The organism is Echinicola salinicaeni, assembly GCF_014280965.1.
Lineage (GTDB): Bacteria > Bacteroidota > Bacteroidia > Cytophagales > Cyclobacteriaceae > Echinicola > Echinicola salinicaeni.
This window is the reverse complement of sequence record NZ_JACODZ010000009.1, coordinates 25,019-38,699: the sequence shown is the minus strand read 5'-3', so window position 1 is coordinate 38,699 and position 13,681 is coordinate 25,019. Positions and strand designations below refer to the sequence as shown.

General features: G+C 39.1%; 7 protein-coding genes. 3 read left to right on the top strand and 4 right to left on the bottom strand.

Translation table 11 applies throughout. The features are described from left to right. Window positions 1-236 precede the first annotated feature (236 nt). The 3 genes from corA (at window position 237) to H7U17_RS17455 (ending at window position 5,150) form a co-directional block, all read left to right on the top strand. A complete protein-coding gene (gene corA, locus H7U17_RS17465; protein WP_222439233.1) occupies window positions 237-1,334 on the top strand; it encodes a magnesium/cobalt transporter CorA in 1,098 nt (365 codons plus the stop codon). Window positions 1,335-1,524: 190 nt separating this feature from the next. Further along, a complete protein-coding gene (locus tag H7U17_RS17460) occupies window positions 1,525-4,137 on the top strand; it encodes a PAS domain-containing protein (protein ID WP_222439232.1) in 2,613 nt (870 codons plus the stop codon). 623 nt (window positions 4,138-4,760) lie between these two features. Further along, complete coding sequence (locus H7U17_RS17455; protein ID WP_186758045.1) at window positions 4,761-5,150, top strand: response regulator; 390 nt, start codon at window positions 4,761-4,763, stop codon at window positions 5,148-5,150. Between the two features lie 96 nt (window positions 5,151-5,246). Here the strand turns inward: H7U17_RS17455 and H7U17_RS17450 are convergent, their stop codons facing one another. The 4 genes from H7U17_RS17450 to H7U17_RS17435 all read right to left on the bottom strand — a co-directional run bounded on the left by H7U17_RS17450 (window position 5,247) and on the right by H7U17_RS17435 (window position 13,637). After that, a complete protein-coding gene (locus tag H7U17_RS17450; RefSeq protein ID WP_186758044.1) occupies window positions 5,247-6,860 on the bottom strand; it encodes an FN3 domain-containing metallophosphoesterase family protein in 1,614 nt (537 codons plus the stop codon). A 689-nt stretch (window positions 6,861-7,549) separates the two neighbouring features. Next, window positions 7,550-9,079, bottom strand: a complete 1,530-nt coding sequence (locus H7U17_RS17445; protein ID WP_230981466.1) for a sulfatase — start codon at window positions 9,077-9,079, stop codon at window positions 7,550-7,552. A gap of 422 nt (window positions 9,080-9,501) precedes the next feature. Further along, a complete protein-coding gene (locus H7U17_RS17440) occupies window positions 9,502-11,166 on the bottom strand; it encodes a glycoside hydrolase family protein (protein ID WP_222439231.1) in 1,665 nt (554 codons plus the stop codon). A 17-nt stretch (window positions 11,167-11,183) separates the two neighbouring features. Further along, window positions 11,184-13,637: a glycoside hydrolase family 95 protein gene (locus tag H7U17_RS17435; protein ID WP_186758043.1), complete on the bottom strand. Its 2,454-nt coding sequence runs from the start codon at window positions 13,635-13,637 to the stop codon at window positions 11,184-11,186. Window positions 13,638-13,681 lie beyond the last annotated feature (44 nt).

Here is a 13,681-nt window from a genome sequence, read left to right as displayed (position 1 = left end):
TTAACGCTCAATATCTGTAAGGCGGATTTGCAAATACACTTGAGGTCTACTGCCGCTGCCTAACTAAGATGGTACCTTATTAAGGTTTAGCCATACTATTTCATATAGAGTCATAAAATTATAGTAGTACTAAAATTCTGTTCCATTTTTTTCAACATGTGCCCATATTTTCCAGTCGATAAATTCAAAAAAATTATATCTTGTATTTTTAGAAAGCATCAAAAACTTTTCGAATTATGATTACACCTAAAATACCCATGCCTTCAAATCCTTTTAAATTCCTTAAAAAACAAAAACAAGAAATCGGTATTTCCCCTGATGAGTTATTGTTCCGAGGAATAAGGAAATCAGATAAAGTCCATTTAAACATCATAGATTTTAATGGTGAAAAATTAGAGGAAAAGTCCATAAAGCATATTGAAGAAGCATTCCCATTGAATAAAACAGATTCAGTTACTTGGCTCAATATAGATGGTCTCCATGATGCCACTTTAATGGATAAAATATATAAGGGAATAGAATTACCTAAACTTGTCCTCTCTACGGTAATGGATACCCAGGCGCGTCCCACGGTTCAAGACTTTGAAAACAGCCTGTTCATTTCCCTTAAAATGATGCAACGTGACCCGGTAACAGACCAAATAACTGTAGAAAATTTAAGTCTTGTTATCACCGAAAATATGTTGATCTCTTTTCAAGAAAAAAAGGGGGATGTATTTGAACCTGTGCGGGAGAGGATTCGAATGAACAAAAAACGTATCAGAAATTCAGGAACAGATTATCTGGCCTTTACCTTACTGGATATTGTTATTGACAACTATATCTATAATCTCGGGATATTAGGTGAAAAAATAGAAGATTTAGAGGATCGACTTTTGGTCAATCAGAACAAAAAAACCATCGATCAAATCAATAGGTATAAAAGGGAGCTCAACTTCATGAGAAAAAGTATTAAACCTGCCAAGGAAATGATTCTGAACCTTGCCAAGTTAGATACAGATTTGATTGATGAAGAAAACGAAATTTACTACAGGGAACTTCAGGTAAACATCAGCCATGCCAGTGAAACTTCAGACAATTACCGGGAAATGCTATCCGATCAGTTAAATATCTACCACACCACCATTAGTGCCAAGCTAAATGATATCATGAAGTTTCTCACCATTTTTTCAGTCATTTTTATTCCACTAACATTTATTGCTGGCATATATGGGACTAATTTTGACGTTCTTCCCGAGCTCCATTATCGATACAGTTATTATATCATGTGGTTGGTAATGATCGTGATTACCCTATCTATGTTGGTTTATTTTAAAAAGAAAAAGTGGTTTTAAAGATCATCTAATTTCGCATATTAACAATGAAAATTATTGATATTTAGACTGGCAAAATAAACCTGCTAATGAAGCAAAAAGTGAAATGGCCATTTGTAGGATTCCAATATAAAGATTTAAGCAATCTGTATTTATGATAATACCAGGAAGTACTGCAAATTATTAAGTAAAAGGAGAAATGCTAGACCGCATGAATTATTTAGAGAAAGAGCTAAAGGAATTACTTCAAAAGGATGGTTCAATCTTTGATTTCATCAAAGATTCCTCATTAGATGGAATATGGTATTGGGACATAGAAAATCCTGAAAATGAATGGATGGATAATAAATTCTGGACGACCTTAGGCTATGACCCTGAATCAATGCCTCATCAATCTGCTACATGGCAAGATATCATCTTTAAAGAGGATCTAGAAAAAGTTCATGTCAATTTCGAAAAGCATTGCAATAATCCTGATCATCCATACGACCAAATTGTTCGATACCACCATAAAAATGGTCAGACTGTGTGGATAAGATGCCGAGGCATGGCACTTAGGGACCAAAACGGTAAAGCCATCCGGATGCTGGGCGCACATACCGATCTGAGTGAACTCAAAAGGAAGGAAGAAATCCTTGAACAATGTAATGAAGCGGCTTCCATTGGTCACTGGAACTTAAACATCAAAACACTAAAATTAGATCTTGGTAGCACAGCCAAGAAAATTTTACAATATGAGCAAGATTGTCAGCCACAGCTAAGAGCCTGTTTAAGTAAATTAGAACATCATAACGACAAACAATTAATCATCAACAGCAGTCGGCAAGCTATAGAAAGCAACCGTCCGTTCGAATTAGAAGTATCCATCCTTGGTTCAAATGGAAGCAGGCACTGGGTCAAAATTATTGGCATTCCTCAAATACACGAAGGTCAAGTCCTTGGATTTTATGGTACTATTCAAGATATCGATGAACAAAAAGTCCAAAGTCTAAAACTGACCAAAGAAAAAGAAAAGCTCAATAATGTCATCAATGGGACCAATGTGGGTACATGGGAATGGAATGTCCAAACAGGCGAAACGATTTGTAATGAGCGATGGGCAGAGATGATAGGCTATACATTAGAGGAACTGAGCCCCATATCCATCAAAACCTTAGAAGGATTCATCCATCCTGATGATTTAAAGAAACAACAAAAAAAACTTAAGAAATACTTTTCTGGAAAATCAGAGTTTTACAAATGTGAATATAGAGTAAGACATAAAAACGGCCATTGGTTATGGATTCTGGACAAGGGAAAAGTATTCACTTGGACCGCTGACGGTGAGCCCTTGTACATGTTTGGAACACATCGGGATATCAATACCAGTAAACAGTTGTCAGAAAACCAGGGACTCTTTATAAAAAATGTCCCTTCAGCCCTTGCAATGGTCAATCTTGATCTCCAATATACCGTTGCTTCCCAAAAATGGTTAAAGAGCTTCCAAATGGAAGATGAGTCTATCCATCATCTCAGCCTTTTGGACACTTTCCCTGATGCAAAGGACAAAATCAAAGAAATTAAGGAACAGTGTATTAAAGGTGCCAACTATTCAGAGGAAGCTTTTAAATTAACAAAGGATGGGAAGGTAATGTGGTTGAAATGGGAAGCCAGTCCTTGGTTGGATAATAATGGAAAAATTGGTGGTTTTATCATTTCTGCTGAAGACATTACCCAAGAAAAAATCAATGAAGAAAAGTTAAAAATCAGCGAACTATCATTCTCAAGGACTTTTTCCAATGCTGCCATTGGAATGGCCCTTGTCAGTCTGGAGGGTTTTTGGCTAAAAGTCAACAAAAAACTTTGCCAAATAACCGGCTATAGTTCAGAAGAACTGATGAATCTTACTTTTGCGGAAATCACACACCCTGATGACCTTGAAACTGACCTGGCTTTTTGTGAGGAATTATTGGCTGGCCATAGAGAAAACTATCAAATGGAAAAGAGATATTTCCATAAAAACGGAGAAATAATTCATATCATCCTAGCAGTGTCCCTGTTGAGGGATGTCAATAATAATCCCATGTATTTTATTTCCCAAATAATTGATATTACAGAACTGAAAAAAGCCCAGCAAAAAATACAAAGCTTACTTAACACTACACAGGAGCAAAACAGCAGGTTACAAAACTTCGCCCATATTGTTTCGCATAACCTCAAATCCCATTCAGGGAATATTGATTTTATGATCGATATTGTATTGGACGAAAGACCGGAATTAAAAGATCTTCCGACCATCGCCCATTTAAAGCAAGCCTCCAAAAATCTATCGGAAACCATCTACCATTTAAATGAAGTGGCGATCATCAATACTTCTATAAAAGAAAACCTCAAGTGCCTATCAGTCTATGATTCCATCAACAAAGGTATAGAAAACATTTCTGCCCTGGCCAAATCTGCCGATGTAAGCATTTCCAATACAGTAAGCCCTAGCCATAAAATTTTAGGACTTCCAGCTTATTTGGATAGCATTATTCTCAATTTTTTGACCAATAGCATCAAGTACCGTTCAAATGGAGCTAATGACAATCTTGAAATCAGCAGTTATGAGCAGCCTGACTATATCGTTTTAAAGTTTGAGGACAATGGATTGGGAATTGATTTAGAGCGCAATAAGAAAGAGCTTTTTGGAATGTATAAAACCTTCCATAGACATCCTGAATCCAGGGGTATAGGCCTATTTATCACCAAAAGTCAGGTAGATGCATTGGGAGGAAAAATAGAGGTTGAAAGTGAAGTAAATAAAGGGACAATATTTAAGGTATACTTTCGAAAATGTAAATAAATCACCGATTACCCGTTTGCACACCAGTAGCTATATTACTCACAGATTTCACAGATTTCCACTGATCTACCTTACGGTAGAAAGGTTTAATTAATTATTTCTGTGAAATAATGTGTCATTTTTGAGAGCATGTTTTGACGGTTATACTTACTGGCAGAATACCGGATATAATGATAAATCACTGACTATCACTGACCGAAATTATAGCCATACCTTTTTGCACTTTGCTTCAATATTTAAAGGTTGATGGTGCGAATTGATCTACAAATTCATATATTAAATAAGTTACCATTGAAAGAATGGATTTAAAATTATTTTTATTTACCTAACAAACTGGATTATTTACCGAAAGATTACGAAAGAATAAGACTTATTCATCTAAAATATTTTATTAAACCATATTTTAGATCTAGTTAAATTTTAAGGTATAAATAAAAATTATAGAATAAAATTTTATGTTTCAACAAAAACAGCTGACACATATTTCATATATTTGTTTATTGATGGTAATATAAACCATCATTATGCAAAAGATATTGAAAAGAAAAAATGACACATTTTCATCTATTCTTTAATGAAGTTTACTCTCTTTTTATTGATTAGAAATATTTATGGATAATGACATGAAAAAAATCAGTAGTCTTTGCATCATAGATGATGATCCCATCTATACTTTTGGATTAAAGAAAATAATCGAGCTGGGAGGCTTCGATGTAGACACCATATTTTACGAAAATGGTAAAGAGGCCTTTGAAAAGCTATCCAAATCCCTCAATGAAGGAAAATCCCTTCCTGAAATAATTTTATTGGACATCAATATGCCCATATGGAACGGATGGAAATTCCTCGATGAATTCACCAAAATTAAAACCACACAACAAGCTAAAGTTTATATTATCTCCAGTTCGATTGACCCTAAGGATCATGAGAAAGCCAAAGAATATGATGTTATTGACAATTTCATCATTAAGCCTATCTCTGTAGAAAATATCAGCCAGTTATTGGTTAGCTAGAAGTCCTTTTCCTTTAGCCCCCTCCCCTTTTGAGGTCCTATAAAACCTTGCTTTAAAGGCCAGACTTAGTTTCCTTTATAAACTTATATCCTCGTGCTACTTCGCTTCAAATGACTGAATATCGGACCATTCACTCCAGTTGAGATATTGATCACGATACCTTACGCGCCAATAGTACTTCTTGCCCGCTGTTAGTAGTTTAAAGACCCTTTCATCCCTAAGGTCATCATCCTTTTGTTGGTTTTCATTATAATACCAATTTTCATGCTGCTTCCAAGTATCCAAAACCAGATCGGAGAAATCAGGATCAGTACTTATTTGCCAATTGGAGGCTGCATGGAAAGCTACTTTTCGGTCACTATGGAAGTCTCCAGCCTTCAATACCAAACCCTTTGCTGGTGCTTCTTCATTTTTAGGGTAAGCTGCCTGCGGAGCCTTTGGCAACCAGTTCATTTTCCAAACTGTAATAGAATCCCTTAATTCATTATCCCGAGGCTGATATTGATTACCACGACTGATCCTTTTTACGGTAAATTTTGGGTCAGCCGGATTGGCATCGACCTCTACCATCACAAAACCATACTCATCTTGGGTCACGGTAAACTCATCATAATCGCGACTTTCGAACTCCCCCCAATTGTCCAATGAGCCTCCTGCAGAAGCCACATTGATCCATAGGTGCTTGTGGTTTTTGGATTGGCCCCTAGAATAGCCATGCGTATGCCCAAAGAAGTGCACACTGGGCTTCCCTGTTTTCTCAGTAAAGGTCTCCAGTCTTTTGACCACTTCACCGGTAAAATCCGATTCACCAGGGATCCATAGTTCAGATTTATGAGGATGGTGCATCTGGGCAAAAACAAAATCTATTTCATCCATTTTTTCTGTTTCTGCCAACACCCTGTCCAACCAATTTAGTTGGACCTTGCTTCCTCCAATGCCATCCTCCACATTTGAATTCAAACCTAAAATACGGGTGTTGCCATAATCCTTGAACCACCAGTTTTCAGCATAAGCAGGTGTCCCATTTTCAGGTAAACTAAAATACTTAAAATAGAATAGTGATTGATCTTCGTGATTGCCCAATACAGGGTACACTGGTACCTGTGAAAAGAGTTTGGATGCGGGGCCAAAGAAGTGCCCTTGCCATTGTTCATAAACACTTCCCCTGCTTACCAGGTCCCCGGGGATAAGTACCATGGCCAAGTTTTCAGGGACCTCTCCTTCAAATTCCTTTTCCAAATAGGACAGTATCCCTTCATTCACGATTTCATTAAACTTATCAGGTTCATTGCCATCAATCTGCATATCGCTCATCGCAATAAGGTTGAAGGATTTTCGATCACTGGAAAATGGTGGTGTCTTAAATTGATATATATCCGATACAGCTTCCCCTGTCCTTACGCGATAATAATATTCCGTCAGTCTTTGCAGCCCCTCCAGTTTCACCTCATGTACCCGTGCTTCCGTAAAATTGATATCAAATGCCTTGCCTTCTGTCTGATTGCCCAATTTGGAGGATGTACCCCATTCTACTATACTTTCCTCACCAAAATTGGTTTGCCACATGATTGTTATCTCATTTGGCGCTGCATTTTGTAAATAAGGTTTGATTTCTAATTGTTGGGCTGAGCCATTCACCACAATAGATAAAAAAAGAAATAAAAAACAAGCTATTGTTCTGCACTTGGGATCTAAAAACACTGTACTCATTATGGTGGTATATGATGGTTTTAAAATAATAGAAACGTATGGCAAATGTTTTGCACATATTAAGTCAATAATGGGTATTCCTATAATAGTCAATATGATAGTCTGTTTTCGCACCAGTAGCTTTATTTCTCACAGCCTGTCTCGATTTATCGGGAGACTCTACAGATCTACCTGGCGGAAGACAGGTTTGCACGGAATAAAACCTAATTTCTCGGAACTTTCATATACTTTTTGAAAGATTATCATACTATTCAAAATCCAGTGGTGCAATTGCGGATATACATAATAGGCAATATTTACTTATTAGGAATCATGTGCTAAAATTAATCATTGGTATCTTTTCCTTATCCAATACGACATTATCATTATGTAAACTCAGCATTATTAAAAAGGACTATTATAGCTATCCTAAACAATGGCTTATTTATTTCTATCTAAAACTATTTCAACCCGAAATATGCATTAGCCTATCTATTCCGGCATTAAAGTGCTTCAAAATCAGTCGCTATGCTTTAGTTTTCGACTTCACCGTAGCGGTGCTACGCTTATGTCTCCAAACTAACTGATTTTCTTGCACTTTCAGACCTCACTACGATCGCTAATGAATAATCCGGATTCAAAAAAAACCACATTGCTTCAGATCGCAATGTGGTTTATATCAATCAGTGAATATTTTCCTGTCTTCCCAGTTATAAATTTCCAGCACGCTGCAAAGCAGAATTAGGATATGGAACAGGCTCGCCCGTTGCTTTTATGATAGGCATCTGAGCCTTGGTCTTCTTTAAATGCTGGGTCAGCAACTTGGCCAATTCCTTGCCTATTTTAGGGTTTTGGGCCAATAAATTATGTGCTTCACTGATATCATCTGCAATATTGAAAAGCTCAAAAGATTGGTCCACATGGTGGTAGATCAATTTCCAGTCCCCTTTTCTCACCACGCTATATGGCGGCTGGTCATAAGTATTGGGATAATGCCAAAATAGGGGCCGTTCATCATTGACCTGCTCCCCTTTTAGTAAAGGCACAAAGCTTTGTCCATCAACAGCTTTATCGATACCTTTGGAAACGCCAGCCATTTCCAGAAAACTAGGGTAGACATCTTCAATGATCAAATAATCATTGATCACTCTTCCAGGTTGACTGATGCCCGGCCATTTCACGATCATGGGCACCCTGATTCCTCCTTCATAAGGGGTTATTTTATGTCCTCTCAAAGGAAGATTTCTAGGGGTTTGACTAGGGCTTCCATTGTCCGACATAAATACGATAATGGTATTATCCTTTACTCCTAGTTTTTCCAGTTGATTGATGATATCTCCCAAGGATTTATCCATGCCCTCAATCATGGAAGCATAAGTAGCCTGAAATTCATCAAGCCCCGCATCGATGTATTTTTGGTAAAAACGATCATCCTTTTCCCATGGTGCATGAATGGCATAATGTGACATATACAAGTAGAAGGGTTTGCCCTTATCCACCGCATTCGCCATAGCTTTATTTGCTTCAATGGTCAGTGCTTCAGTCAAGAAAATATCTTTACCATGGTACTTTTCCAAACCTGGCACATCCCAAACAGGACTTCCTGATCTCCAAACAGCACTGAAATTATGTGTTCCATGATAACTCCCTGGACCGCCTGCTGCATGGCCTGCTATATTGACATCAAAGCCTAGGTTACGAGGGTCTTCTCCAGGAGTATCCTTTGCACCGAAATGGGCCTTGCCCACATGAATCGTTTCATAGCCTGCCTCACGCAATAGCTGTGGTAGGGTGCTATGGTAAACCGTCAAATCCTGTCCCTCTCCATCAGTAAGTCCGTTTAAATTCCATTTTGGAGACTTTAAAACGGGATGATCATGATCAGGGGATTTATCTTTATTTAAAGTCCAACTTGTTACACGGTGCCTCGCGGCATTCATACCGGTCATTAAACTGATCCTAGAAGGAGAACAAACCGCCGAGGCATAGGCTTGGGTAAATTTATCACCTTCACTGGCCAGCTTTTCCATATTGGGTGTATAATATTGTTTATTTAGTTTGGTCCTCTCTTTATAAAAAGGCAATGAGGTGTCTTGCCAGCCCATATCGTCTACAAAGAAGAAAACTATATTGGGGGCTTTCTCCTGTTCTTCAGTTTGGGCCAAAAGCATTCCTGAATTTAAAATCAGGATAAGTAAAAATATAGAGCCGAAAGCTTTTATTGTTTTATTTATCATCATAATAATACTTAATTTATGTGTATCCGTTGTGCTGCATGTAGCCGAATAAACAAAGGGTTTAACTTATTTTTAGACTTTCCTACTTTTTCCATCGATGAAAAAGTAGGCAAAAAATCTAGACCGTTGAGCCTTCTTCAAATTGAGCCGAATACGGTTTCGATTAGGTACTATTATCTCAATTTGATTTTGGAACTCTTGCTAGGGGCTAAAAATGAGCGGACCTACCCTGCAAGCTGGCTACTCGCTAAAAACAGTCACTGACTGTTTTCTTTACGCACGTCCCTCCACGACGCGAGCTAGCTCATTTTCTTAACGCCCTCCTCAATCGTTCCAAAACCGAATGCTCCAAACGTCAAATAATAGATTTCGGTGAATATTTCGTTTATTAGAGGATACGTGCAAAGACATGGATACGCATATACTTATTTTACTGGTGAAGCGTCTTTAACTTCCCCCTTTAATTTATCTGAAACTTTTCCTTTTGAGCTTATCAATACTTCAAGCTCAAACGATCCTTTTGGTAATTTTCCTTTGTTAATTGGAATTTGCACGGTTGTTTTTTCAAAGGGACTTAATGCAGGAATATTTACTCTTCCGATTTCTATCAAGTCATCTCCCTTTTTGTATTGTAATCTTAGTTTAGATCTTTCAGCGTCGACCTGCCCAAAATTCTGTACTTCCACTGAAAGCCTATTTTCTTCCAGTATGGGCAATTTTGCAGAAAGAGCTGGCTCCAAATAATCCACCCAAGGCAACCTCGCAAAGCCAAATAGCAATTTTCCTTCTAGGTCCTTACCTAGGAGCTTTCCGGCGAAATTATCCTCTCTAAAGCCATTTCCCTTCCCCTCAAAAACCAAAATAAGGTCATCCCCTGAAGGTCTTGAAGTGAGTAGTTTACTTCCACGGCCAAAGTTCACTTCCTCAGATGCCCCAAAACGGAGGGTGGAAAGGTCCACATCCTTTTGGGCATCAAAACCGCTTTCAGACTTTAACAAGACCTCAATCCGCTTGGTCTTTTTATTGATTTCTTTTTTGCTTAGGATCGTCAACTGCCTTCCCACTACCAATGGAATTCCTATGTTCTTGGAACTATGTTTATCATTGGGTTTGTCCTCATGCTTCAAATAATCAATCACCGCAAAGTTTGCCTGAACAGCCCTGCCAAGTTCATCCTGAAGGATTTTTATCCTTTCATATTTGAACCAATCTTCTATGGTTCCATCGGTATAGCGGGTGATTCCTGGCATATAGGCCTCCCCTGGGTCCGTCTTCCAGTGAATACCATCCTTTGACCGAAGGTAAAAAGCAATCCTTCCTAACCAATCATTTACAATGAGGTGGTATTGAACATGGTCCTTCCAAACCACCGGATCCTCAAACCGTCCATCAACTGGCGGGTAAACCCTTTCATTGCTCACCTGGTGAAAGGGAGCGATACCGTCCTTGCTGAACCAAACCCCGCCTCCTCTACAGATCATCAGATAGGATCCATCTTCACGTTGGGCAAAGGTCAAATTGGATAATCCCTCAATTATCGGTCGGTCTCTTTGGTCAAATTCAAACTTACCATACTGCCAAGGGCCATTTAAATTATCTGAGACATAATAGCCATCTATTACATAAATGATATACCTACCATCCTTGGTTTGGTACATTTCCGGATTGTGCCCCTTCCCTATGGTATCAATCACCTCAAAGGGCCCAATAGCATTGTCAGCTACAGCATGTACCACAATGGAATTAGGCCATTCCATATGCCCCTTAGCTGCATCTTCTTTCCACCTACAAACAAAAAGGTGATACTTACCATCCTCGGCCAATATCATATTTCCTCCCCAATAAGACCATTCTCCATCTTCAACACCATTGTCCACGTACCTTGGCACTACACCTTCCTCTCCCCATGTTTCTTTAACCAAATCTCCGACAGGCTCTATGGGTTTAAATAGGTCGAGAAACCGACCGCCTTCCACCAAGTTATTCCATTCTTCAGGCCTTGGCCTTTCTTGAATTTGGGCAATGGCTTTGATACCAGTAATCAATATCAAAACCATAAAAGCCCCATAAACTTTATTGCATATTGACATATTAGAAAGTTATATATTTAAATCTCAGTCAAAATATAATTTTCTCCCTTGTCTGTGTCAAAGGACATTACTTTTGCTACATTATTTGAATTCTCAAGCAGTGTTTTACCCTTAGTGGTCGTCACCTTCATTCCAGCTGGCACCAATACACTACATGCTGATCCTGCCAAGGATTCAATAGAGGCCTTTACAATATTCCCATTTTCCCAAGAGAAATCAACCTTAAAGGCTCCTCTGCCCCGCATTCCTTTTACACTACCATTTTGCCAAGCATCATCACTAGGCAAAGCAGGAAGAAATCTTAAGGTTTCATCCTGACCTTGGCTTTGGAAAAGCATTTCGGCGACACCAGCTGCCCCTCCAAAATTCCCGTCTATTTGGAATGGTGGATGGGCACAGAATAAATTTGGATAGGTTCCGCCATTGCTCATGACCATCTTGGTGCCCTTACCTCCGACAGGTTGCAATAACTTTTTAAGTAATAATAAAGCATGGTCTCCATCTCCCAATCTAGCCCAAAAATTAATTTTCCAAGCACGGCTCCAGCCTGTACCACCGTCACCTCTTATTTCAAGGCTTTTTGTTACTGCCTCGGCCAATTCAGGAGTATCCCAAGGGGTAATTTCATCATAAGGGTGCAAGCCATACAAATGCGAAACATGACGGTGTTTTGGATCTGCATCTTTCCAATCATGCAACCATTCATTGAGATCTCCTTCAGCACCTATTTTGTTGGGAGCAAGTCTTGAACGTTTTTCGGCTAATTCCTGAGCAAAAGCTTTGTCGACCCCAAGGATTTCTGCAGCTTTGATGGTACTTCCAAAAAGCTCCCTGCTGATTTGCATATCCATAGTCGGTCCCATTACGGTATGACCTCTATAGCCATTGGGCTTCACATAAGCACTTTCTGGAGAATTGGAAGGGGCAGTAACCAAATACTGGTTTTCAGGTTCTTCGATAAGCACCGATGATAAAAATTGGGCAGCACCTTTCAGCACCGGATAATAAGTCTCCAAAAAGGCGGTGTCACGGGTAAACCTAAAGTGTTCCCAAATATGTTCTGACAACCACGCTCCACCTGTCATGGTAGATCCCCAGCTCGCTCCTTCCCCTGGGGAAGTATATCTCCATGGATTACTGATCACATGGGCCACCCATCCTGGTGCATTATAGTAGGCTTTTGCAGTTTTCTCACCGTGTTCTACCAAATCAGCGGCAAACTGGTGTACTGGTTCTGCCAGATCTCCTAAACCTACTTGCTCAGCCACCCAATAATTCATCTGAAGGTTAATATCCAAATGATAGTCTCCATTCCAAGGGGCTTGATACTCTGGTGCCCAGATTCCTTGCAAATTGGACGGCAACTGGCCAGGCTGAGAGGAAGAAATCATCAAGTACTTACCGTAATTATAATACAATACAGGCAATTGGGCATCTTCCTTTCCTTCAGCATATCTTTGTAACCTTTCGGGAGTACTTAAGCCCTTGACTTCTTCATTCTGATGATCCAAAACAAAGGTATTTCTCTTAAAATATTCCTGATAAGCTTCAATATGGCGTTTTTGGGCACCTTTAATTTCAAAAGCAGCAAGTCTTTTATTTACTATATCTAGTGGATTAGCAGCCCTTGTCTTAGGATCATCTATATTAAAATCCGTTGCCGCAGCTATAATCAAATAACAGGTATTGGCACCTTCCACAATAATTTCACCCTCCTGACTGTTTATATTCCCGCCTTGGGCAACAAGCTTTACTGCCGAGGCAAACTTCATTCCTGGAAGATCACCATTAGGAAGTTGACCGGTCATAAGCAGCTGCTCATTCCCCAATACTTCGGTACGGGCATTTTCCTTTCTTGTCAAGCTAATGGTAAAGCTGAGTTTTTTCTTTTTAGAGGCTGAAAGCTTAATCAACATCACCTCATCATCGATACTAGAAAACACTTCTTGAACATAATCTATACCTTCTCTGGACCATTCTGTTCGGGCCAGGGCATTTTCTATATCCAATATCCTTGAATAATCAGAATAATCGGCGGTTGTATCCTTCCAGGTAATCCAAAGGTCGCCGAGAGTCTGGTAACTACCATAACTTACATTGGCTCCCCTACCTCTGCCAGATCCGGGACCTTTACTGACAAAATTCTTTTGCAAGAGTGCCTCTGCCTCCTTGTTATTTCCTTCAAGTAATAACTTTTGGATATCATCCAAGTACTCATGAGCATTTTCCCGATCTGCATCCTGAACTCCCCCTGACCATAGGGATTTTTCATTCAGGATAATCCTATCATGATTGGGATTGCCAAAGATCATTCCCCCAAGTTCCCCATTACCTATTGGCAAAGATTCCAAATGGTTTCCTGCAGGTTGCTTAAAATAAAGGCTTAAATCGGCTTGTTGCGCCCATAGATTTTGCCCTAATAAAACCAAACCTCCCAAAAGTGGAAGGGCTTTTCTAAAAAGCTTTTTCATTTACTAAAATGTATATTCTATAAAACTAAGAAGTATGTCAGGGT